This window comes from Stenotrophomonas sp. 78350_Sma, assembly GCF_056482105.1.
In genome coordinates this window covers 3,555,580-3,579,686 of the sequence record NZ_CM151182.1, presented here as the reverse complement: position 1 = coordinate 3,579,686, position 24,107 = coordinate 3,555,580, and the positions used below count along the sequence as shown (strand labels likewise).

Annotated in this window: 16 protein-coding genes; 12 read left to right on the top strand and 4 right to left on the bottom strand. The window is 68.3% G+C overall.

Features of this window, described 5'->3' with window-relative positions:
* The 5 genes from ACZK4H_RS16620 to tsaB all read left to right on the top strand — a co-directional run bounded on the left by ACZK4H_RS16620 (position 1) and on the right by tsaB (position 7,444).
* Complete coding sequence (locus ACZK4H_RS16620; protein ID WP_099551953.1) at positions 1-1,053, top strand: glycosyltransferase family 2 protein; 1,053 nt, start codon at positions 1-3, stop codon at positions 1,051-1,053.
* 84 nt (positions 1,054-1,137) lie between these two features.
* Positions 1,138-3,573, top strand: a complete 2,436-nt coding sequence (gene mrcB / locus ACZK4H_RS16615) for a penicillin-binding protein 1B (RefSeq protein ID WP_099551952.1) — start codon at positions 1,138-1,140, stop codon at positions 3,571-3,573.
* A complete protein-coding gene (locus tag ACZK4H_RS16610) occupies positions 3,570-4,106 on the top strand; it encodes a hypothetical protein (RefSeq protein ID WP_099551951.1) in 537 nt (178 codons plus the stop codon). The genes mrcB and ACZK4H_RS16610 overlap by 4 nt, the downstream gene beginning before the upstream one ends.
* 566 nt (positions 4,107-4,672) lie before the next feature.
* Positions 4,673-6,721: a DNA repair helicase YoaA gene (locus tag ACZK4H_RS16605; RefSeq protein ID WP_099555242.1), complete on the top strand. Its 2,049-nt coding sequence runs from the start codon at positions 4,673-4,675 to the stop codon at positions 6,719-6,721.
* Positions 6,722-6,730: 9 nt separating this feature from the next.
* Positions 6,731-7,444, top strand: a complete 714-nt coding sequence (tsaB, locus tag ACZK4H_RS16600) for a tRNA (adenosine(37)-N6)-threonylcarbamoyltransferase complex dimerization subunit type 1 TsaB (RefSeq protein ID WP_099555240.1) — start codon at positions 6,731-6,733, stop codon at positions 7,442-7,444.
* 493 nt (positions 7,445-7,937) lie between these two features.
* Here the strand turns inward: tsaB and ACZK4H_RS16595 are convergent, their stop codons facing one another.
* Together ACZK4H_RS16595 and gshB are read right to left on the bottom strand one after the other, a co-directional pair.
* The gene (locus tag ACZK4H_RS16595; protein ID WP_099552037.1) at positions 7,938-8,822 is read right to left on the bottom strand and encodes an energy transducer TonB family protein; all 885 of its coding nucleotides are present in this window, start codon (positions 8,820-8,822) and stop codon (positions 7,938-7,940) included.
* Positions 8,822-9,769 carry a glutathione synthase gene (gshB, locus tag ACZK4H_RS16590; RefSeq protein ID WP_099552038.1) on the bottom strand — a complete coding sequence of 316 codons (948 nt, stop codon included), beginning with the start codon at positions 9,767-9,769 and terminating at the stop codon, positions 8,822-8,824. Before gshB ends, ACZK4H_RS16595 begins: the two co-directional genes overlap by 1 nt.
* Positions 9,770-10,009: 240 nt before the next feature.
* Here gshB and pilG point away from each other — a divergent pair, with 240 nt between their 5' ends.
* From pilG to ACZK4H_RS16555, 7 genes are all read left to right on the top strand, one after another.
* Entirely contained in the window at positions 10,010-10,411 is a 402-nt protein-coding gene (pilG, locus tag ACZK4H_RS16585; RefSeq protein WP_005418455.1) for a twitching motility response regulator PilG, read from the top strand.
* An 18-nt stretch (positions 10,412-10,429) separates the two neighbouring features.
* Complete coding sequence (locus ACZK4H_RS16580; RefSeq protein WP_005410717.1) at positions 10,430-10,792, top strand: response regulator; 363 nt, start codon at positions 10,430-10,432, stop codon at positions 10,790-10,792.
* Complete coding sequence (locus tag ACZK4H_RS16575; protein ID WP_005410716.1) at positions 10,792-11,322, top strand: chemotaxis protein CheW; 531 nt, start codon at positions 10,792-10,794, stop codon at positions 11,320-11,322. The genes ACZK4H_RS16580 and ACZK4H_RS16575 overlap by 1 nt, the downstream gene beginning before the upstream one ends.
* Before the next feature lie 41 nt (positions 11,323-11,363).
* Entirely contained in the window at positions 11,364-13,400 is a 2,037-nt protein-coding gene (locus ACZK4H_RS16570; protein ID WP_099552039.1) for a methyl-accepting chemotaxis protein, read from the top strand.
* A 100-nt stretch (positions 13,401-13,500) separates the two neighbouring features.
* Positions 13,501-20,076 carry an Hpt domain-containing protein gene (locus ACZK4H_RS16565; RefSeq protein ID WP_099552040.1) on the top strand — a complete coding sequence of 2,192 codons (6,576 nt, stop codon included), beginning with the start codon at positions 13,501-13,503 and terminating at the stop codon, positions 20,074-20,076.
* Positions 20,063-21,397 (top strand): chemotaxis protein CheB, encoded by a 1,335-nt coding sequence (locus ACZK4H_RS16560; protein WP_099552041.1) that lies wholly within the window; start codon positions 20,063-20,065, stop codon positions 21,395-21,397. Before ACZK4H_RS16565 ends, ACZK4H_RS16560 begins: the two co-directional genes overlap by 14 nt.
* Positions 21,394-21,858 (top strand): chemotaxis protein CheW, encoded by a 465-nt coding sequence (locus tag ACZK4H_RS16555; protein WP_005410712.1) that lies wholly within the window; start codon positions 21,394-21,396, stop codon positions 21,856-21,858. Before ACZK4H_RS16560 ends, ACZK4H_RS16555 begins: the two co-directional genes overlap by 4 nt.
* Positions 21,859-21,960: 102 nt before the next feature.
* Here the strand turns inward: ACZK4H_RS16555 and ACZK4H_RS16550 are convergent, their stop codons facing one another.
* Positions 21,961-22,698 carry a 16S rRNA (uracil(1498)-N(3))-methyltransferase gene (locus ACZK4H_RS16550; RefSeq protein ID WP_099552042.1) on the bottom strand — a complete coding sequence of 246 codons (738 nt, stop codon included), beginning with the start codon at positions 22,696-22,698 and terminating at the stop codon, positions 21,961-21,963.
* Positions 22,689-24,080: an adenosylmethionine--8-amino-7-oxononanoate transaminase gene (gene bioA / locus ACZK4H_RS16545; protein ID WP_239503823.1), complete on the bottom strand. Its 1,392-nt coding sequence runs from the start codon at positions 24,078-24,080 to the stop codon at positions 22,689-22,691. The genes ACZK4H_RS16550 and bioA overlap by 10 nt, the downstream gene beginning before the upstream one ends.
* Positions 24,081-24,107: the final 27 nt, after the last annotated feature.

Sequence of the window (24,107 nt, the reverse complement as noted above, 5' to 3'; positions counted from 1 at the left end):
ATGCCTGACGCGCCATCCCGATCGGCCCCTGCCGAGCGCATTGGCGTCGCGCTGTGCACCTACAACGGTGCGCGCTACCTGCAGGCCCAGCTGGACAGCATCCTCGACCAGGATCTTCCGGTGAACGAAATCATGATCGGCGATGACGGTTCCAGCGACCAGACGCCGCAGCTGCTGCAGGCCTTCGTGCCGCGCGCACAGGCGCTTGGCATCCGTGTCGAGATCGTCCAGCACGCGCGCAATCTCGGCTATGTGCGCAATTTCGCCGACGCACTGATGCGTTGCCAGGCCGACATCCTGTTCCTGTGCGACCAGGATGATGTCTGGCATCCGGGGCGTGTCCGCAGCTACGTGGAGCGCTTCCACGCCGATCAGGGCCTGTTGCTGCTGCACAGCGATGCGCGGTTGGTGGACGCGCAGGGCGCGCCGCTGGGCCAGCGGCTGCTGGAGGTACTGGTGGTCCATCCGGCTGAAGTCGAGCTGGAACGCTCGGGCCTTGCGATCGACGCGATCCTGCTGCGCAACTTCATCACCGGTGCCACCTGTGCGCTGCGCCGTGGCCTGCTGGCCGAATCGCTGCCGGTCCCGCCGGGCTGGAGCCACGACGAATGGCTGGCGGTCCACGCATCGCTGCGTGGAGGATTGGACATGCTGGCCGAACCGACCATCGACTACCGGCAGCATGGCAACAACCAGATCGGTGCCAGTCGCCGCGGTTTCCTGCAACGCCTGCGCCATCTCGATCTGTTCGATTCGCAGGCACGCCAGCGCACGGCCCGGCGCCTGCTCGCCCTGGCCGATCTGCTGGGGCAGCGTGGCGTGGTGGTGGCGCCGGAGCGCTTCCAGGGACTTCACGCGCTCGCCTGGCGCATGGCCTGGTCGCGACTGCAGCTGTATCGCCGCGTGGATGTGCCGGCAGGCTGGATCGCCCATGATGCGCCGCGGTTGATCGCACGCCTGGCCAACGTCTGCCTGGCGGGGGGCGGCTGGAAAGGGGGCTGGGCAGCGCTTGCGGGCGCCTGGGCCGGGTGGCGGGCGCCGCGCGCTGCTTGAACTGCAGTGAAACCGCGGGCCATCGCCTGCCAGCCACCGCGGCGCCTGCGTTAGACTCGCCAGACCCTACCTGCCTGCATCCCCGTGCCCCGACGCTACGATTCCGACGACATCGACGATTTCGACGACGACGACCAGCAGGACGACAGCCCGCTGTGGCGGCGTCGCCTGATCACCTGGAGCATGGCTGCGGTCGCGTTGGGATTGGGCTTCCTGATCCCTTATACGCTGTACCTGAACCAACAGGTGACCCAGCGCTTCGGCGAACTTCGCTGGCAGATTCCGACCCGCGTGTACGCACGCCCGCTGGTGCTCACGCCGGGCAAGGCGATGGACGCGGCGACCCTGAAGACCGAGCTCGCCGCATCCGCCTACCGCGATGACGGGCAGGGCAAGGAGCCGGCCACCTATGCGGTGAACGGCGGGCGCTTCGTCATTTCCAGCCGTGGCTACAACGACGTGGATGGCCGCGTCGCACCGCGCCGGCTGGAACTGTCGCTGGCCGACGGTGCGGTCGCCTCGCTGCGTGACGCCGACAACCGCAAGGCGCTGAAGGCTGCGCGCCTGGACCCGGCACGTATTGCCACCCTGTACGGGCAGAAGCAGGAAGAACGCCGCCTGATCCGCATGGACGAGGCGCCGGACCTGCTGGTGACCGGCCTGCAGGCGGTGGAGGACAAGGACTTCAATCGTCACCACGGCATCGATCTGTCCGGCATCGCGCGCGCGGTGTGGGTGACGATCCGCTCCGGTGGCCAGAGCCGCCAGGGTGCTTCCACGTTGACCCAGCAGCTGGCCCGCAGCGGTCTGCTCGGGATCGGCAAGGAACAGACGGTCACCCGCAAGTTCAACGAAGTGCTGTACGCGCTGATCATGGAAGCGCGCTACGACAAGCGCACCATCTTCGAGGCCTATCTCAACCAGGTGTACCTGGGCCAGCGCGGCAGCCAGGCCATCCACGGCATGTCTTCCGGCGCCGAGTTCTGGTTCGGCCGTGACCTGCAGTCGCTGGAAACCGAGCAGATCGCGCTGCTGATCGGCCTGGTCAAGGGCCCGTCCTTCTACGACCCGCGGCGCAACCCGGAACGCGCGCTGGATCGCCGCAATTTCGTACTGGGCAAGCTGCACGAGGCGACGCTGATCGACGATGCCGAGTACCAGCGTGCGCTGAAGGCGCCGCTGGGCGTGCCCAAGACGCCGGGCCTGGTGGCAGCCAACCGCTTCCCGGCCTATGTGGACCTGGTTCGCCGCCAGCTCGGCCATGACTATCCGGAATCGGCGCTGCAGGGCGCCGGCCTGAGCGTGATGACCGGCATGTCGCCGTCCGCGCAGGCCTATGCCGAAGGCGCGGTGACCCGCACCATCAAGTCGCTGGAAAGCAAGCGCCGTCCCGAACTGCAGGCCGGCATGGTGCTGACCGACGTGCACAACGGTGACGTGCTGGCGGTGATCGGCAGCCGTGAAGTGTCCGAGGTGGGCTTCAACCGCGCGATCGAAGCACAGCGCCCGGTCGGCTCGCTGCTGAAGCCGTTCGTCTACCTGCTGGCGCTGGCGCAGCCGGATCGTTACTCGCTGGCCAGCTGGGTCGATGATTCACCGGTGACCGTGCAGCTCGGCCGCGGCCGCAACTGGAACCCCGGCAACGCGGACAACCGCAGCCACGGTACAGTGCGCCTGATCGATGCGTTGGCGCATTCCTACAACCAGGCCACGGTGCGCGTGGGCATGCAGGTTGGTCCCGAGCGCGTGACCCAGCTGATCCATGTGCTGGCGGGCATCAAGGCTGAGGCCAACCCTGCAGTGATCCTCGGCTCGACCGACCAGAGCCCGTACGCGATGGCGCAGCTGTACCAGTTCCTGGCGTCCGGTGGCGAGATCCAGCCGCTGCACGCGGTGCGTGGCGTGCTCGATCCGCAGGGCAAGCTGCTCAAGCGTTATGACAAGACCCCCGCACCGGCGCAGGAGGGCGACTCGATTGCCGCCAACCTGATCAGTGTCGGCCTGCAGCAGGTGGTTTCCAGCGGCACCGCGCAGCGCTTGAACGCCGATGGCCTGGGCCGCCTGCAGCCCGCCGGCAAGACCGGTACCACCAACGATGGTCGCGACAGCTGGTATGCCGGTTACACGGGTGATCACCTGGCGGTGATCTGGATCGGCAACGACCAGAACGAGCAGGCCGGCCTGTACGGTGCCACCGGCGCGATGCGGGTCTGGTCGGGCATCTTCCAGCGCCTTCCCAGTGCGCCGCTGCGGGTCAGCAACAAGGGCCTGGATTGGCAGTCGGTGGCCGCCACCGGCCTCAACACGACTGATGAGGGCTGCCCGGGAGCGCGCCGCTTCCCGTTCGTGGTCGGCTATGCGCCGGCCTATGCTCCGTGTGCGCCGGCGGTGTCGCCGGACGGGCAGGGTGCCGAAGGCGAGGGCGGTGGCTGGCGCAGCTGGTTCGGCCTGGACCGCAAGCCGGAACCGCCTGCCGAACCTGCTGCGGCGCCCGCCGCCACTCCTCCCCCGAGCCGATGATGCCGATGAACATGCGATCCCTGCTGCAGCCCCTGGCCCTGACCGGCCTCAGCCTGGCCCTGGCCGCCTGCGTGAGCAGTGCACCGACGGTGATCAAACCGGTCGATACCACTACGCCGGCACAGCGCCTGGCGGCGGTGGATGCGGCCGCAGGTCCTGACGACAAGGAGCTGTCGGTGCAGCCGCTGCGTGATTCGCAGGTGGAAGACCTGCGGGTGACCGCGCAGGCGCAACGCCAGGCGAACGACCTGGCCGGTGCCGCCAGCAGCCTGGACCACGCGCTGGAAATCGTCGCCGGCGACCCGGCAGTGCTGCAGGAACGTGCCGAACTGGCACTGCTGCAGGGGCAGTGGGCGCAGGCGGAGGCGTTCGCGCGCAAGGCGGTGGATCTGGGCTCGAAGACCGGGCCGCTGTGCCGGCGGCACTGGGCGACGATCGAGCAGTCGCGCCTGGCGCGGGGCGAGAAGGAGAATGCGGTGTCGGCGCATGCGCAGCTGGAAGGCTGCACTGTGCCTGGGATCAAGCGGTACTAGGTTTCCTGCCAACGGCGCAGCCCCTCGTGGCTGGCTGTTTGGCCGCGTGAAGCAAAAGCCGCGCTTGGCCGGGCGGGGTGGGTTCGCGGGGGACGCCGTGAACCCATCCATGGGGGCTTGGCCGCGGCATCCATGCCGCGGACACCCCCGCGAACCCACCCCGCCCGACCTCTGACAATTTCCGTGTGCGGCCAGCCACGGAAAAGAAAAAGAAAATCAAAAGCGGGTCGCGCGCTGCGCGCGCTCGCAGTAGTCCATCTTCTTTTCCCGTTCCTGCCACAGCTTCTGAGCTGCCAGTCGAGCAGGCTCGACGCTACGGAGCGCGTCCCTCCGTCACCGGGAAACTGTCGAAGGCGGGTCGGGAGGGGCAGGCAGGACCGTTGGCGCCATGGATGGCGCCATCGAGCCCCCAGGGATGGGTTTACGGCGTGTCCTGCCTGCCCCTCCCGACCCGCCCAGCACGTAGAAACCCAGAGCCATGAACCAAGCTGTTGCCGTTGCTTTTGCTGGTGCTCTGGCTTGAAACGGGTGCCGGGCAGCGCCCGGCCGGGTATCCTTTCCCTCTGATGTCCGACCTTGTCCATGCCAGCCGCGAAGCCCTCAGCGACGGCGGCGCGCTCGCCTCGCATCTGGACGCCTTCGTCCCGCGCCCGGCCCAGCTGCGCCTGACCGAAGCCATCGCCGACGCGATGCAGCAGCGCGATCTGCTGCTGGCCGAGGCCGGTACCGGCACCGGCAAGACCTTCGCCTATCTGGTGCCGGTGCTGCTGTCCGGGTTGCGCACCATCATTTCCACCGGTACCCGCGCGCTTCAGGACCAGCTCTACCACCGTGACCTGCCGCGCGTGCGCCAGGCGCTCGGTGTCGGCCTGCGCAGTGCGCTGCTGAAGGGACGCGCGAACTACCTGTGCCGTTATCGCCTGCAGCAGGCGCGGGGCGAGCCGCGGTTCTCCAGCCCTGAACAGGCGGCGCAGTTCCAGCGCATCCTGGCCTGGTCCGGTCGTTCCGAGTTCGGTGACATCGCCGAACTGGAAGGCCTGGCCGATGATTCGCCGCTGCTGCCGATGGTCACCTCCACCGTCGACAACTGCCTGGGTACCGACTGCCCGTTCTGGGATGACTGCTTCGTGGTGCGTGCGCGGCAGCGTGCGCAGGCCGCCGATGTGGTCGTGGTCAACCATCACCTGCTGCTGGCCGATCTGGCCCTGAAGCAGGACGGTTTCGGTGAACTGCTGCCGGGGGCCCAGGCCTTCGTCATCGACGAGGCACACCAGTTGCCCGAGCTGGCCGCGCAGTTCTTCGGCGAAGGTTTCGGCATGCGCCCGTGGCAGGAACTGGGCCGCGACTGCCTGGCCGAAGCGCGTGGCGTGGGAGGCGCGCAGTCGGCGCTGCAGGAACCGGTCGACCAGTTGCAGCAGTCGCTGTTGGCGCTGCGCTCGGCGATGGAGGGACTGCCGTCGCGTGGCACGCAATGGCGCGCGCTGGCGATGCCACAGGTGCGCGACGGATTCGATACGGTGATGGCGGGGTTGGTGACCCTGGAGCGGGCACTGCAGCCGCTGCGCGAAGCGGCTGCGGGCCTGGATGCCTGCCACGCGCGGGCGCGCGAGGCGGTCTCGCGACTCAGCCGCTGGCTGGGCGATGATGAGCCCACGCTCGACTTCGATACCGATCCGGCGGACACAGCCAGTGCCGCTGATGTGCTCTGGTACGAGCTCACGCCACGTGGTTTCCGCTGCCAGCGCACGCCGATGGATGTCTCTGGCCCGTTGCGTGAGCATCGCGAGCGCAGTCGCGCGGCATGGATCTTCACCTCGGCGACACTGACCGTGGGCGGTGGCTTCGACCACATCGCCACCCGCCTGGGCCTGGACGACCCGCATACGCTGGTCCAGCCGAGTCCATTCAATTGGCCCGAGCAGGCGCTGTGCTACCTGCCCGAAGGCCTGCCCGATCCGGCCGCACGTGGCTTCGGCACTGCGCTGATCCAGACCCTGCGGCCGGTGTTGCAGGCCTCGCACGGCAGGGCATTCCTGTTGTTCGCCTCGCACCGTGCATTGCGCGAGGCCGCCGAGGCACTGCGTGATGGGCCATGGCCGTTGTTCGTGCAGGGCGAGGCGCCGCGCGCGACGCTGCTGCAGCGCTTCCGCGAATCGGGCAATGGCGTGCTGCTGGGGTCGGCCAGTTTCCGCGAGGGCGTGGACGTGGTGGGTGAGGCGCTGAGCGTGGTGATGATCGACAAACTGCCGTTCGCGGCACCGGACGATCCGGTGTACGAGGCACGGCTGGAGGCGATCCGTAGCCAGGGCGGCAATCCGTTTCGCGATGAGCAGCTGCCGCAGGCGGTGATTGCGCTGAAACAGGGCGTCGGCCGCCTGATCCGCAGCGAGAGCGACCGTGGTGTGTTGGTGTTGTGCGACCCGCGCCTGCTCAACCGTGGCTATGGTCGGGTCTTCCTCGATTCACTGCCGCCGTTCCGCCGTACCCGCAGCCTGGCCGATGTGCAGGCCTTCTTTACGCCACAATGGGCGCCCGTGGCCGATGATGCGGCTGCCCCGGCCGCTGTTGCGACCGGCCCCGAGCCGGCGCCCGGTGCCACGTTCCCCCTGTTCTGACCCGATCCGATGAAACTGCTCGCCTTTGAAACCGCCACCGAAGCCTGTTCCGTTGCCCTGCATGTCGATGGGCAGGTGCTGGAACGCTTCGAGATCGCCCCGCGCCGGCATGCCGAACTGAGCTTGCCGTGGGCCGAGGCGCTGCTGGCCGACGCCGGCATCAGCCGCCGCCAGCTGGACGGCATTGCGCTCAGCCGCGGCCCCGGTGCGTTCACTGGCGTGCGCCTGGCGATCGCCATTGCCCAGGGCATCGCACTGGCTCTGGACCGCCCGCTGTTGCCGGTCTCGACGCTGCAGGTGCTGGCGCTGCGGGCACCGGCAGAAGAAACGCAGATCCTGTCGGCGATCGATGCACGGATGGGCGAGCTGTATTTCGCGCGCTTCGAGCGTGTGGACGGCCTGCCGGTGGCTCGTGATGCCGAACGCGTGTGCGCACCCGCTGCGGTTGCGCTGCCGGGAGGGATGTCGGCCTACGGTGTCGGCACCGGTTTCGGTGCAGCAGAGGGGGCACTGGTGGCCCAGCTGGGCAACGGCCTGCGCGGCTTTGATGCGACGGCGCTGCCGCGGGCATCGGATGTACTGGCACTGGCGGTGCCGGCGTTCGCTCGCGGCGAAGCCATTGCACCGGAGAAGGTCGAGCCGGCGTACCTGCGTGACAACGTGGCACTGACCCTGGCCGAGCAGCAGGCCGCGCGCGAGGCGAAGGCGAAGGCCAACGGCTGAGCCCCTCGTGGCGGAGGGCGAAAGCACAAGCCGTGGTTTGGCCGGGCGGGTGGGCTGCGCAGGGGGCGCTGCAAGTACGTCCATGTAAGCTCGGTCGCCGCATCCATGCGGCTCACGCCCCTGCGCAGCCCACCCGCCCGGCCTTTGACAGTTTCCGTGTGCGTCCGCCACGGAAAATCAAGAAAAGAAAATTCAAAGTCAAAAGCGGGTCGCTTCGCTCGCATCCACGCGTGGCGTGGATGTGTGTCGACCAAGGTCGACACCTACCAAAGCAATGGTGCGCCGCGATCTGTCAGAGGCGGGGCGGTGTCGGGTTGCGGGGTATCCGCGGCATGGATGCCGCGGCTAAGCTTACAGGGACGTACTTGCGGCGTCCCCGCCACCCGACACCGCCCCGCCAAGCCCAGCATCCTGACCGCTGCTGTTGACGTTGATTTTGACGTTGCTCCAGCCTTGCAGCGGGTCCCGGGCCGCAGGCCCGGGCAACAAACCCCTACCGGTCGTCGTGCAGGGTGCCGCCCGGCAGGAACACCCACGTACGGGTGACCTGCAGGATGTCGATCTCATCCTCGGTCTTCGGCAACGGCGGGAACGGCTGCGCCAGCTTCACCACCCGCAGCGCCGCCTCATCCAGCAACGGCGTCCCGCTTGAACGCAGGATCCGGCTGCTCTCCACGCTGCCATCGCGGCGCACGCCCACGCTGATCACCACCTGGCCGCCGAGGCGGCGCTGCCGGGCCTCGTCCGGATAGTTCAGGTTGCCCACCTTCTCGGCACGGTCGACCCAGGCGCGCAGGTAATTGGCGTAGGCATACTCGCGCGTGCTGGCCGACACGAACTTGCGGTTCGGACGCTTGGCGTACTGCGCCGAGCGCAGATGCACTTCGGCAGCCAGCCGCGCCATCTCCACATCGCGCTGCTCGCGTGCGCTCAACGGCGCATCCGGTTCGGGCTGATCCGGCGTGGGGCGGGACTGTGCCTGCGCCACCACCTCTTCGCCATTGCGGCTGCTGACCACCCGTGCCTGTGGCGGTGGAACCGGCGCGGCCGATTGCTGCTGCTGTGGAACCGGGCTGATTCCGGACTGGGCCTGCGGCACGATGCCGGCCTGGTTGTCGCGCGGACGCTGCGCGCGGTCGTGCTCGCCACCCCCTTCCTGGTTGGCCGCAGCCAGGAAATCGGCCTGTTTCGGGGTCAGCGCGGTGCGGGTCTGGCTGAAGATCACTTCCAGCGTCGGCACCAGCGGCGCATCGCCCTTCACGGCGAAGCCCACGCCCAGGATCAGCAGGGCGTGGACCAGCACCGACAGCGCGATGGTTGCCCCCAGCCGTTGCGCTTCGCGCGGCGGCGGGGGCAGTACGGCAGGTGCGGACGGCATCAGCGCAGGCCGGCCTCGAGTGCGTCGAACAGGGTGCCGGCAATGTTCAGGCCGTACTGCGCATCCAGTTCGCGCACGCAGGTCGGGCTGGTCACGTTGACCTCGGTCAGGTAATCGCCGATCACGTCCAGGCCGACGAAGCGCATGCCGCGGCGCTTCATTTCCGGGCCGACCTGGGCGGCGATCCAGCGGTCGCGCTCGCTCAGCGGGCGGCCTTCGCCACGCCCGCCGGCGGCGAGGTTGCCGCGGAATTCATCACCCTGCGGGATGCGCGCCAGGCAGTAGTCGACCGGCTCGCCATCGACCAGCAGGATGCGCTTGTCGCCGGCGGTGATGTCCGGGATGAATTTCTGCGCCAGTGCCATCCTGCGGCCGCCGTCGGTCAGGGTTTCCAGGATGACGTTCAGGTTCGGGTCGCCCTGGCCGCTGCGGAAGATCGAGCGGCCACCCATGCCGTCCAGCGGCTTCAGCACGGCCTGGCCATGCGCCAGCGCGAAGGCCTTCAATGCCTTGGCGTCGCGGCTGACCAGGGTCGGCGGGCAGCACTGCGGGAACAGCAGGGCGGCCAGCTTCTCGTTGTAGTCGCGCAGGCCCTGCGGGTTGTTGACCACGCAGGCGCCGGCCGCTGCGGCCACGTCCAGCACCTGGGTGTCATAGATGTATTCGGCGTCGACCGGCGGGTCCTTGCGCATCAGCACGATCTGGCCGGGGCCGAATTCGGTGCGGCTGAACGCGCCCAGCTCGTACCAGCCGGCCGGGTCGTCGCGCACCTGCAATGGCGCGGTCTGGGCCACCGCCACGCCGCCCTCCAGGGCCAGGCCGCCCGGGCGCACGTAGTGCAGGGCATGGCCGCGGCGCTGGGCTTCCAGCAGCATGGCGAAGGTGGTGTCCTTGGCGATCTTGATGTGGGCGATGGGATCCATCACCACGATGACGTTCAACGGCATGGGCGCACCTGTCAGGCAAGGCGTTGATGGTAGCGGCAACGCCGGTCGCGCGCCTCCCCGCCGTACTGCAACGCAGCGTCCGCCCGGCGCTCGCGCAGTCATTGCGAAACCCGTCACGTTCAGGAGGGTGCCATGCCCCGCGCCATGGGGCGGCCTTGAAGCGGGCGCGGAAAGTGCGATATAGATACGCTTTCGTAGCGGCCCCCGCCAGAGATCGGGCCGTGCGCTTGGGGATAGGCAATGACTGAAAACACGACTGCGGGCGGGGAACTCGCAGGACTCCGGGTGATGGTCATCGATGATTCGAAGACCATCCGCAGGACTGCGGAAACGCTGCTCAAGCGCGAAGGCTGCGAGGTGGTGACCGCCACCGACGGCTTTGAAGCGCTTGCGAAGATCGCAGACCAGCAACCGCAGATCATCTTCGTCGACATCATGATGCCGCGCCTGGACGGGTACCAGACCTGTGCGCTGATCAAGGGCAACCAGCTGTTCAAGGCGACCCCGGTCATCATGCTCTCGTCCAAGGATGGCCTGTTCGACAAGGCGCGGGGACGCATCGTCGGCTCGGAGCAATACCTGACGAAGCCTTTCACGCGTGAAGAACTGCTGGGTGCCATCCGCACATACGTCAACGCCTGACCAGGGGGGAAAGGCACAATGGCTCGTATCGTTCTGATCGAGGATTCACCGACCGACCGCGCGGTGTTCACCCAGTGGCTGCGCCGTGCCGGCCACGAGGTGCTGGAAGCGGACAACGCCGAGGATGGACTGCAGCTGGTCCGCGACCAGGTGCCGCAGCTGGTGCTGATGGACGTGGTCCTGCCCGGCATGAGCGGCTTCCAGGCCACCCGCGCGATGGCCCGTGATGCGGCGATCAAGCACATCCCGGTGATCATCGTCAGCACAAAGGCGATGGAAACCGACAAGGCATGGGGCTTGCGCCAGGGCGCGGCCGACTACATCGTCAAGCCGCCGCGCGAGGATGAACTGATCGCGCGGATCAACGAACTGGTGGCCTGATGCGCTCGCCCTTCGACATTCTTGAAGCCTACGAACGGCGCAGCCTGGCCCATGCGGTGCAGCTGCCCGAGCGGCAGTTCGCCCAGGACCTCTGGCGTGGCGTGGGGTACCGCGTCGGCCAGCGCCGGCTGGTGTCCGATTTCCGTGAAGTGGTGGAAATCGTGCCGATGCCGCCGGTGACTCCGGTGCCGTGCGCGCAGCCGTGGCTGCTGGGCGTGGGCAACCTGCGCGGCAACCTGTTCCCGGTGGTCGACCTGAAGTACTTCCTGGAAGGCACGCGTACCGTGCAGCAGGAAGGCCAGCGCGTGCTGATCATGCGCCAGGCCGGCGGCGACGTCGCCCTGACCATCGATGAACTGTTCGGCCAGCGCAGCTTCGAACTGGACCAGCAGATCGCGGCCGGTACGTTGGCCGAAGGGCGTTACGGCCACTTCGTCGATCGCGCCTTCCACGCCGACGGCCACGACTGGGGTGTGTTCTCCCTCTCGCTGCTGTCGCGTACCCCTGAATTCCGGCAAGCCGCGGCCTGAGGCCGGGCATCGCCCCCTGCATTGAAGATCGAGGTTGAACGATGAGTACTGCTTCGGACGCCACCAAGACCGGCAAGCTGCGGCTGGGCGGCAGCAACCTCTGGCTGTTCCTGCTGCTGGCATCGATGATCCTGTTCGGCGTCAACACCGGCGTCGCCACCTGGCAGGGCAGTCGCCTGGCCGATGCCGGCTCCAAGGCCGCCGACCTGCAGGTGCTGTCGCAGCAGCTGGCCAACCAGGGCCGTGACGCGGTGGGCGGCAACGCGCAGGCGTTCACCGCCTTCAAGGCGACCCGCAACGCGATCGAACAGAACGTGTCGACCCTGCAGGGGCGCTACGGCAAGGAGCCGGGCGTGTCCGGCGCGATCACCACGCTGGGTGAAACCTGGGCGCCGCTGGGCAAACAGGCCGGGCAGCTGGTCGCCAGCGAGCCGGCGGTGTTGGCACTGGCCGGCAACGCCAACAACTTCACCGGCGCGGTGCCGGGCCTGCAGGCCCAGCTGAACGAACTGGTGCGTGCGATGTCCGCCTCCGGCGCACCGTCGGCGCAGGTGTACAGCGCGCTGCAGCAGGTGGTGGTGGCCGGTTCGATGGCTCGCCGCGTGACCGAAATGCGTGCCGGTGGCAGCGCCGCTGCCACCTCGGGCGATGCACTGGCCCGCGACATCACCGTGTTCTCGCAGGTGCTCGACGGCCTGCGCAATGGCAACGAAGAACTGGGCATCACTGCCGTGCGCGGTGCCGCCGCCGTGGCCGCGCTGGAGCAGTCGCAGCAGAAGTGGCAGGCGATGAAGCAGGACGCCGACGCGATCCTGGCCAGCTCGCGCCAGCTGTTCGCCGCGCAGTCGGCCGCCACCGCGCTGGGCCAGGGCTCGGCGCACATGCTGGACGACAGCCGCAAGCTGTTCGAGGCGTTTTCCTCGTTCGGCTCGGTGTCCGATACCCGCCTGTTCCCGAACTTCTGGATCGGCGTGGTCTCCGGTGCGCTGTCGCTGATCGCGATCATCGGCTTCGTCTCGACCAACGTGCGCAGCCGCTCGCGCGAGCAGGAACTGCGCTACCAGACCCAGGTGGAGTTCAACAGTCGCAACCAGCAGGCGATCATGCGGCTGCTGGACGAAATCTCCTCGCTGGGTGAGGGCGACCTGACGGTGAAGGCCTCGGTGACCGAGGACATGACCGGCGCCATCGCCGACGCAATCAATTACGCGGTCGACGAGCTGCGCCACCTGGTGACCACCATCAACGACACCTCGGCCAAGGTCGCGCTGTCCACCCAGGAGACCCAGGCCACTGCCATGCAGCTGGCAGAGGCGGCGGGCCACCAGGCCAACCAGATCACCTCGGCGTCGGACCGCATCGGCGAAATCGCGGCGAGCATCGAGCAGGTGTCGCGCAACTCGGCCGAATCGGCCGACGTGGCACAGCGTTCGGTGGTGATCGCCGCCGAGGGTGCAGGCGTGGTGCGCGAGACCATCCAGGGCATGGACCAGATCCGCGACCAGATCCAGGAAACCTCCAAACGCATCAAGCGCCTGGGCGAGTCGTCGCAGGAAATCGGCTCGATCGTGGAACTGATCAACGACATTTCCGAGCAGACCAACATCCTGGCGTTGAACGCGGCGGTGCAGGCGGCTTCGGCCGGTGAAGCGGGCCGCGGTTTCGCGGTCGTGGCCGACGAAGTGCAGCGCCTGGCAGAACGTACCTCCGGCGCGACCCGACGCATCGAGAACCTGGTGCAGGCCATTCAGGCCGATACCAACGAAGCGGTCACCTCGATGGAGCAGACCACCGCCGAAGTGGTATCCGGTGCACGCCTGGCCGAGGACGCCGGCACCGCGCTGACCGAAATCGAGCGCGTGTCCAATGCACTGAACACCCTCATCAAGAACATCTCCATCGCCGCCCAGCAGCAGTCGGCCGCGGCCTCGGACATCACCCGCACCATGGGCGTGATCCGGCAGATCACCGGCCAGACCTCGCAGGGTGCCGGGCAGACCGCCGAATCGATCGGCCACCTCGCGCAGCTGGCGGCCGACCTGCGTCGTTCGGTCGCCGACTTCAAGCTGCCGGCGTGACGCGGGCAGGGCGGCGAGCAAGGAACCAGTCGATGAAGCATTTCCATTCCCCACGCCAGAACTCGCGCGGCTTCCGCGCGGCGGCGAACGGAGCGCGTCCATGAGCAGTCTGCGCGATGCGATGAGCCACGCAGCGCTGGGTTGGGTCAAGCCGGAGCTGGACGAGACCCTGCGCCAGGTGCGCAACGAGGTCGAGTACTACGCGGAAGACCCGACCGATGCCAGCCGCATGCGCATCTGCGCCGGCTACCTGCACCAGGTGCAGGGCACCCTGCGCATGGTCGAGCTGTACGCCCCGGCGATGGTGGCCGAGGAGCTTGAACAGCTGGCCAATGCCATCGGTGCCGGTGGCGTGGCCGACCGCGATGAAGCCTGCGCGACCCTGATGCGTGGCAGCGTGCTGCTGCCCGATTACCTGGAGCGCCTGCAGAACGGCCATCGCGACATTCCGATCGTGTTGATGCCGTTGCTCAACGAGATCCGTGCCGCGCGTGGCGAAGAAGGCGTGCATGACAGCGTGCTGCTGGCGTTCGCGCCGGACAGCGTCACCGCCACCGAGGCCGAATTGGACCATGCGCGTGGCAGCCTGAGCGGGCGCAACCGCGAACTGCTCGACACCGTTGGCAGCGCGGTGAAGGAAGAACTGCTGCGCATCAAGGATGCACTGGACCTGCACCTGCGTACCGGTGGTGCGCCGGAACAGCTGCAGATCCAGGCCAATGAACTGGGCGCGGTGGCCGATACGCTGGGCATGATGGGCCTTGGCGTGGCCCGCGGCGTGGTCGTGCAGCAGCGTGATGCACTGCGTGGCGTGGTCGAAGGCCGCCAGCAGATCGACGAAAACCTGCTGCTGGATATTGCCGGTGCGCTGCTCTACGTGGATGCCTCGCTGGATGACCAGGTCGCCCATCTGGGTGCCGACGGCAGTGGCGAGGACGATCCGAGCGCAGTGGAGAACCGGCGCACGGTAGAGGTGCTGGCGCATGAGGCCATCGCCAACTTCGCCGCCGCCCGCGAGCATTTCGTCGCTTTCATCGAAACCGGCTGGCACCATGCCGAGCTGCAGGACGTGCCGCGCCTGCTGGGCGATGTCTCCGGCGCGCTGCGCATGCTGGATCTTGGCACGGCTGCCGATTACCTGCGCGGTGTGCAGCAGTACATCGAAGCCGAGCTGATCGGTCGCCAGCGCGTGCCCAGTGGCCGCCAACTGGATACCCTGGCCGACGCCATGGCCAGCCTGGAGTACTACCTGGAAGCCTTGCGCGACCGCCGTCCGGGCCGCGAGGACATCCTCGACATCACCCGCAGCAGCCTTGAGGCGCTGCGCTACTGGCCACTGCCGGACCGCGATGCGGCCGAGGCGGCAACGTTTACGCCGCAGTCCATCGAGCGCGAGCCGGTTCCGCTGCTGGCCACGGCATTGCAGCCGGAGCCCATTGAGATCCCGGTACAGTCTGCTGCGCCGGCACCCGGTGAGGTGCCGGTACCGCTGCCGGACTTCACCTTCGATCCGCCACCGGCCACGCCTTCGCCGGCGGCGGTGGACAACAGCTTGATGTTCGGTGGGCTGGGGTCCGTCGCCGCCGCGCCGCTGTCGCTGCATGACGAGGCGGATGCACCGCTGGTCTTTGCCGCTTCCAGCGCGCCGGCGCCCGAAGTCCCGCAATGGGATCTGGCACCGTTCCATCCGGAGGCCGATCCGCTCGCTCCAGTGGACGATGAGCGCAGTCCGACGTTTGCCAGCTTCGATCCGGTCAGTTTCGAACAGGCCGATGCAGGGCAGGGGGCCGCCACGCAGTGGACGCTGTCGGAGGCGACGCTGCCGGTGCAGTCCGATGCGACGACTGGCCTGGACGTCGAGGACGCCGCCGACGCGACGCTGTCCATCGAGACCGGCACGCATGCCGCACCGGTGTTCGACCCGGTGGCCGCCGAACATGATGCGGTTTCTGCAAGCGACGACGTCGTGTTCCGTTTTGATGCCGATGCGCTGGACAATGCCGACGACGTGCTGTCGCTGCATGCGATGGAGACATTGTCGCTGGAGGACGCTGCCGGGCCGCATCCGTCGCTGGAGAGCGTCGATGCCACCGCCCCTGCGGTGGTGGAAGAAAACCCTGTTGCCGCAGAACCGGACATCACCCCGGTGGATGTGCCGGTGGAAACGCCCGCACCGCTTGGCGATGTACCGGCAGCGGCAGTGTCGATGATCGACATCGACACCATTGCGCCGATTGATTTCAGCGAAGCCGACGCGCAGTTCTTTGCCGAGCTGAGCGCCGCGGCGGCCGACTTCAATCCGCAGGCCACGGCGGCTCCGCCCACTGCGGACATCCCGGTCGTGGCAGGGACCGAGGCCGGCTTCGAAGCGGGTTTCGACGACGATGCCGAGAACATCGACGAGGACATCCGCGAGGTGTTCCTGGAAGAGTTCGACGACGAACTGGCCAACCTCGGTACGTTGCTGCCGGCATGGCGCCTGCAGCCGGACAACATGGACCGTCTGCGTCCTATCCGCCGCATCTTCCACACGCTCAAGGGCAGTGGCCGACTGGTCGGTGCACGCACCCTGGGCGAATTCGCGTGGAAGATCGAGGGCATGCTCAACCGCGTGCTCGACGGCAGCCGCGCGGCGACGCCAGCCGTGCTGGCCATGGTCGACAACGCACATGCCGCGCTGCCGCAGCTGAACGCCGCACTGCGTCATGGCCAGCGGATCAGCGTGGACCTGCAGGCGATGCAGGCCATTGCCGATCGCGTCGGCGCGGGTGAGGAAACCTATTACGTACCGCTGCCGGTTGCGGCCGCGCCCGCCGCACCGGTGGTCGAAGCCGATGGCGAGGACGAGATCAGCCGCATCCTCGAGGCCGAAGCAATGGCGTCGGTACAGGCTGAAGCCGATGCGGACCCGGCGCCTGAAGCCTTGGGCACGCCGGCCAACATCGACAGCGTGCTGCGCGAGATCCTGGAAGCCGAAGTGGAAGTCCACCAGGCGACCCTGCAGGACTGGCTGCGCTCGGCGCAGCAGGCGCCGCAGCCGGTCAGCGACGCGCTGCTGCGCGCGGTGCACACCATGAACGGCGCCTTCGCAATGACCGAAGTGCCGGAAATCACGGCCGTTACCGGCGGTGCCGAGTCCTACATCAAGCGCGCGCTGGCTGCAGACGTGGTGCCGGGGGACGAGGGCGTGGCTGCGCTGGATGCGACCGCGCAGGCGATCACCGCGACCATGGAAGCGCTGCAGGCCGAACAGCCGCGCATCACGCCGCAGGAAGCGCTGGTGCAGCGCCTGCAGGCGCTGGCCGGTGAACTGCCGGAAGCGCGCTGGCCGATGGTTGGGCTGGAGGACGACGACGAGGATCTGGCGCTGGAGACCGGTCCTGCGTTCGAAGCTGCCGCGCCTGGGGTCGAACCTGCCGGACCTGAGCCGGAACCGCTTGCGGTCGACGCGCAGGCCGCCGGGACCGCGGGCGTGATCGGCACAGGCCTCGATGTCGGCGAATTGACCGGCAGTGATGATCTTTCGCGATACTTCGATGCCGGATGGCCATCGGTACCGGGTGAAGGCGAAGCCACCACCGAAGGCACCGGATCGATTGAATCGATCCAGCCGGTCCAGAGCGAGCCGGTTGTTGCGACGACCGACCTGAACGTCGCAACGACGCCGGTCGCGGAGGCCGATCTGACCGCCGCGGACGACCTGTCGCCCTACCTGGATGCCCGCGCGCTGCCGGTGGATGACCGCGACGCCGATGAGATGCCGGCGTCCGTGGAGATTGACGCAATCGACCTGAATACGTCGATGTCCGCTGACCTGGGCGATGCCGACGCCAGCCTTGACGACGGCGCTGCTGCACTGCCACTCGACAGCGAGCTGTCGAGCCTGCAGGATGAAATGGCTGCGCCGGGTTTTGCAGAACCGGTCACGCTTGCAGCCGCGCTCGAGGCCGGCCTGCACGTGATCGACGAAGAGCAGACCCTGGACGACGACGGGCAATGGCCCGTGCTCGGCCTCCAGGCCAGCGAACTCGCGCCGGGCGAGGCGGAAGCCTTTGCCGAGGATGCGGACGTCGGCGGGGAGGCGGCGGTCGGCGAAGGAGAGAGCGCCGATCAGCCGTCCCCGGCGACGGTGAACGAGGTGAGCGCTGCCGAAGCACTGCAGGCCACCGCCGAGCCGGTACGGTTCTTCGAACTGGAAGATGCACCGGGCCAAGGCACGGCCCACGCCGATGCCGAACCTGCCGAGGCCGACGCTGTGGAGCGTGCACCGCTCCACGAAGAAGCCTCCACTCCGGAAGAAACCGCGGACGGCGCCGATGCGCTCGACTTCAGTGTGTACGACCGCGAGCTGGTCGACATCTTCGTCGAGGAAGGCAAGGATCTGCTCGATCATTGCGATGGCCTGATCAGCGAACTGCGCGATGCGCCGCAGGATCGAGAGGTACTGGCCGGCCTGCAGCGTGACCTGCACACCCTGAAGGGTGGCGCACGCATGGCGGGCATCAATGCCATCGGCGACCTTGGCCACAGCATCGAATCCCTGCTGGAAGCCGTGGCGGCCGGCCGCACCGAGATCGAACGCCGCGACGTGCAGCTGCTGGAGCGCGGCTTCGACCGCCTGCACCAGCTGCTCACCCGGACCGGTGCCCACCGCGTGGTGGAACCTGCACAGGACCTGGTGGAGGTCTTCGAGGTCCGCACCACCACCGATATCGCGGCAGCCGCTGCGGCCGCGCGTGCGGCCAGCGAGGCCGAGACCGTGCCGGCGCAGGCTGCGGGCCCGCTGACGCCGCCGGCCGATGCTCCGCTGTCGGCACCGCTGCCGGCCGAAGGCGTGGCCGACGAAGACCCGTTGGCCCGTCCGCAGCAGGAACAGGTGCGCGTGCGCGCCGACCTGCTGGACCGACTGGTCAACCACGCCGGTGAAGTGGCGATCTACCGCTCGCGTCTGGAACAGCAGCTCGGTGCCTTCCGTGGCGCGATGGGTGAACTGGAGCGCACCAATGCGCGTCTTCGCGACCAGCTGCGCCGCCTCGATCTGGAAACCGAGGCGCAGATCGTCGCCCGCTACCAGCGCGAGCAGGACCAGGCTGACCAGAAGTTCGATCCACTGGAACTGGACCGTTTCTCCACCCTGCAGCAGCTCAGCCGTGCGCTGAACGAGTCCGCCGCCGACCTTGGTGGCCTGCAGGGCGTGCTGGACGATCTGTCGCGCCAGTACGACTCCCTGCTGCAGCAGCAGTCCCGCGTAAGTTCGGAACTGCAGGACGGCCTGATGCGCGCGCGCATGGTGCCGTTCGATGGCCTGGTGCCGCGCCTGCGCCGCGTGGTCCGCCAGTCCGGCATGGATACCGGCAAGCAGGTCCACCTGACCCTGGAAGGCACTCACGGCGAACTGGACCGCAACGTCCTCGATCGCATGGTCGCGCCGCTGGAGCACATGCTGCGCAACTCCGTGGCCCATGGCCTGGAAGCGCCGGAACAGCGTCGCGCCGCTGGCAAGCCGGAGGAGGGCGAGATCGCCATCCGCCTGCACCGCGAAGGCTCGGAAATCGTGCTGGAAGTGGCCGACGACGGCGCCGGCCTGGACCGCGAAGCGATCCGCCGCCGCGCCATCGACCGTGGCCTGCTGGCTGCCGATGCGCAGCCGAACGAGCAGGAACTGGACAACCTGATCTTCGCCTCCGGTTTCACCACTGCCGACCAGGTCAGCCAGCTGGCAGGCCGAGGCGTGGGCATGGACGTGGTGCGCAACGAAGTGCGCCAGCTCGGTGGTTCGGTCGACATCCAGTCGGTGCGTGGCCAGGGCGTGCGCTTCACCCTGCGCCTGCCGCAGACGCTGGCCGTCACCCAGGCGGTGTTCGTGCAGATCGGCGAAACCACCTTTGCGGTGCCGGTCGCCTCGGTCAGTGGCATCGGCCGCCTGTCGCGCGAGCGTTTCGAAGCGGCCGACAGCAGCTATCGCTACAGCGGCGAGGACTATCCGCTGTACGACCTCGGCAGCCTGGTCGGGCAGGCTCCGGCGCGTGCCGATGGCCAGGACCAGGTGCCGTTGCTGCTGGTCCGTGCCGGTGACCTGCGTGCCGCCGTGGCGATCGACCAGGTGCTGGGCAACCGCGAAATCGTGGTCAAGCCGGTCGGCCTGCAGATTGCTTCGGTGCCGGGCATCTACGGCGCCACCATCACCGGCGATGGCCGCGTGGTGGTGATCCTGGACGTGGCGCCGCTGGTGCGCCGCTTCCTCGCCAACCCGACGCTGCCGGTGCTGGCCAACGCGCCGCGCCAGGAGCGCCAGGTGCCGCTGGTGATGGTGGTGGACGATTCGCTGACCATGCGCAAGGTCACCGGGCGCATCCTCGAACGCCACAACTTCGAGGTCAGCGTCGCCCGCGACGGTGTGGAAGCACTGGAGCGCCTGGAAGAACGCGTGCCCGACCTGATGCTGCTGGACATCGAGATGCCGCGCATGGATGGCTACGAGCTCGCCACCGCGATGCGCGCCGACCCGCGCTACAAGGACGTGCCGATCGTGATGATCACCTCGCGCAGCGGCGACAAGCACCGCCAGCGCGCCTTCGAGATCGGCGTGCAGCGCTACCTGGGCAAGCCGTACCAGGAGCTGGACCTGATGCGTAACGTGTACGACCTGCTGGGGATCGCCCGTGTCCGTGAGTGAAGCCCAGGCGGCCCCGGCCGTCGCCCTGCTGGCCCGTCCCGGCGCGGCGCGCGAGCGCCTGCGCGAGGCGTTGTCGCATGCCGATGTGCAGCTGGTGCTGGAAGACGACCCGAACGGCCTGGAGCCGCAGCTGCTGCAGGACGCGCGTCCACAGTTCGTGGTGATCGCGCTGGAGGCGGCCATCGAGGATGCTCTGGAGCGGCTTGAAGCGGTGCTGTCCGCACCGGGCCTGACCCTGGTCTTCGACGAGGCCGAACTGGCGGCGCGCCGTGATGGTTGGGAGGCACAGCGCTGGGGCCGCCACCTGGCCGCCAAGCTGCACGGTCACCAGCAGGTGCTGCCGCCGGGTGCGGAAGACGAACCCGCCCTGCAGCTGGAACCGGGTCACCCGGCACCGCCGCCGGTACCACGGGAAGAAGCGCTTCTGCCGCATCTGGACCAGGCATTGAGCTGGGCCGACGAGGTACCGGCGGACAGCCTGTATGCGCCACCGGCGCACCTGCACGAACCGATCGCGCTGGAGCAGGCACTGGCCGCGCTGCAGCCGGTCGTGCCGGAGCCGCTGGATGCAGCGCCGATGCAGCCGGTTGCCCCGCCGGCCGCAGCGGCCCCGCCGCCGGTCTCCTTCGACCACACCGCGTGGTCGCTGGTCGAGGACGTAGCAGACGTATCCGCAGCCACCGGCCACAGCGCCGCGGTGGAAGCAACGCTGCCATCCTTCGATACCGATCACCTCAGCCTGGTGGACCTGGATGCTGCGGCGCCCGCGGGCGCACGTGCCGGTTCGCTGCTGGTGCTGGCCGGCATTGGTGGCCCGGATGCGCTGCGCCGTCTGCTCGGTGCGCTGCCGTCGTCGCTGAGCGTGCCGGTGCTGGTGCACATGCGCCTGGATGGCGGCCGTTATGGCAACCTGGTCAAGCAGATGGCACGCGTGTCGCCGTTGCCGGTGCAGCTGGCCGAAGCCGGCCAGCGGGCCGTCCCCGGTGAAGTGCACGTGCTGGCCGATGACATCGGCGTAAGCGTGACAGCCGACGGCCTGCATTTCTTCAGCGATGCGCAGGGTATTTCGCTGGCCGCGCTGCCGGCGGAACACACCGCGCTGGTGCTGCTCAGCGGTGCCGACCTGGCCCACGTCGGGCCGGCACTGGACCTTGCTGCGGCGGGCGCCTGGGTGGCCGGCCAGGTTGGGGAAGGCTGCTACGACCCGGCCGCGGCGACCGCCGTGGTGGCTGCCGGCATGGTGGCCGGCGAACCGCAGGACCTGGCGCAGGCCATCGCCGCGCGCTGGGGCGAGCAGGACGACAACGGAGACGCACCATGAGCTATGCCAGCAATGACGAAATCCGCGGCGTCCTGATCCAGGCTGGCAACGAGCGCGTGCTGCTGCCCAATGCCACCGTGGCCGAAATGATGTCGCGGGTGCCGGTGCAGCCGGTCTCCGATGCACCGCGCTGGCTGGTCGGCGAGATCGGCTGGCACGGCTGGCAGGTGCCGCTGGTGTCGTTCGCGCGGCTTTCCGGGCTGGGCGAGGAAGCGGTGGGCGGCCACAACAAGGTGGTGGTGCTGAAGGCCCTGAGCGGCAACGCACAGCGCCCGTACTACGCGCTGCTGACGCAGAATTTCCCGCAGTTGATCTCGGTGCCGCGCGATGGCCTGCTGGCCGATGCTTCCGAGGAAACCCTGCCGCAGATCGTGCACATGCGCGTGTTGCTGGGTGAGCAGAGCGCATTGCTGCCAAACCTGGACGCGCTGGAAGCCGCACTGGATTCGCTGGCGGCCTGATCGGGAATCGGCCGGTCGGATTCCCGGTAGTGCCGGCTGCTGGCCGGCAACCGCATGATTCCGTGGATGCCGGCCAGCGGCCGGCACTACCACCCATCAGCCTTACCCCAGATCCCCCAGCCGCGCCTGCAATGCCGCGATCGCGGCCAGGCCGGCCGTCTCCGTGCGCAGGATGCGCGGGCCCAGCTGCAGCCCCTGGAAGCCGGCCGCCGCCAGTTGATCGCGGTCGCGCGGCGACCACCCGCCTTCCGGGCCGATCGCGATCACGATGCCGCCCGTCGGCGCTGCGTCCAGTGTCGACAGGCGATGGGCGCCCAGGGGGTCCAGCGTCAGCCGCAGCGTATCGGCCGGCAGCGTCGCTGCAGCCTGCGCCAGTGACAACGGCGATCCCACCTGGGGAATGCGCGCGCGCCCGGACTGGCCGCAGGCCGAGGTCACCACGTTGTTCCAGTGCGCTACGCGCTTCTCCGCGCGCGCGGCATCCAGCTTCACTTCGGTGCGCTCGGCATTCACCGGAACGATGGCGCTCACGCCCAACTCGGTGGCCTTCTGCAGGATCAGGTCCATCTTCTCGCCACGCGCGATGCCTTGCAGCAGGGTGATCGCCAACGGTGATTCATTGTCGATGGCCTGCACTGCATCGATGCGCACCTGCACCTCGCGCTTGCCGGCCGCGGTCAGGGTGGCGCTGTAGTCGTGGCCATCGCCGTTGAACAGCACGCAGGTATCACCCTCGCGCAGGCGCATCACCCGCACCAGATGGTTGGCCGTCTCTTCCGGCAGGGTCACGGTCTGGCCGCTGTGCAGCGCCAGGTCGATGGGGCAGCGGGTCACGCGCATGCAATCGCCTCGTCAATCGCCGCCAGCGTGGTATGTGCCAGCAGCTCCAGTTGTTCGTCGTCCACGCAGTAGGGCGGCATCCAGTACAGCACGTCGCCCAGTGGACGCAGCACCACGCCACGCTTCAGCGCGGCCTTGTAGGCATGCAGGCCCAGTCGCAGCGCCGGGTCGAACGGGGTCCGCCTGTTGCCATCGCGTGACAGTTCGAAGGCCACCACCATGCCGGCCTGACGCACATCGGCCACATGCGGGTGATCGGCGAATGGCGCTGCCAGCGTGCCCATCACCGAGGCGATGCCACGGTTGCGGGCGATCACATCGTCGTCGCGGAAGATGTCCAGCGTCGCAAGCGCAGCCGCACAGGCCAGCGGGTTGCCGGTGTAGCTGTGCGAATGCAAGAAGGCGCGCTCGCGCGAGTCATCAAGGAAGGCGTCGTACAGCGCCTGCGTGGCCAGCACCGCGGCCAGTGGCAGGAAGCCACCGGTCAGGCCCTTGGACAGGCACATCAGGTCCGGCATCACCCCAGCCTGCTCGCAGGCGAACAGGGTGCCGGTGCGGCCGAAGCCGGTGGCGATCTCATCGGCAATCATGAATGCGCCGTGCGCATCACACAGTTCGCGCACACGCTGCAGGTAGACCGGGTCATGCATGCGCATGCCGCCGGCGCACTGCAGGCGTGGCTCCAGGATCACCGCGCAGATCTCGCCCGGATGCTGGTCGAACACGGTGGCCAGGCCATCGGCGGCCTGGCGTGCACGATCAGCCGCACTCTGCCCCGGCTCGGCCAGGTAGGCATCGGGCGAGGGCGCGAACAGGCCTTCGGCCAGAAGCGGTGCGTAGACGCGGCGGTACAACGGGATGTCCGCCATCGCCAGTGCGCCAAGGGTCTCGCCGTGGTAGCCGTTCTCCAGCGCGATGAAACGCGTGCGCCGTGGCTCGCCGCGGTTCTGGAAATACTGGAAGGCCATCTTCAGCGCGACTTCCACGCCGGCCGAGCCGTTGTCGGCGTAGAACACCTTGGCCAGCGGTTCGCGGCCGGGCTGGCGTGGCGCCAGCGCCAGCAGGCGCTCGGCCAGGGTGATTGCCGGCTCGTGGCCGAAGCCAGCCAGCATCACCTGTTCCAGCTGCCCGGCCTGCGCCGCGATGGCGCCGCCGATGCGCGGCTCGGCATGGCCGAACAGATTGGTCCACCAGCTGCTGACGGCGTCCAGGTAGCGGTTGCCGTCGTGGTCGATCAGCCATGCGCCTTCACCACGGGCGATCGGTACCAGCGGCAGGGTATGCGGGTGCTCACGCATCTGCGTGCACGGGTGCCACAGCACCTGCAGGTCGCGTTGCCGCCAGTGCTGGGCCAGCGGGGAGGGGGTTGGGTCTGCTAGCATTTCGGGCTCATGAACATGTTGCTGCCT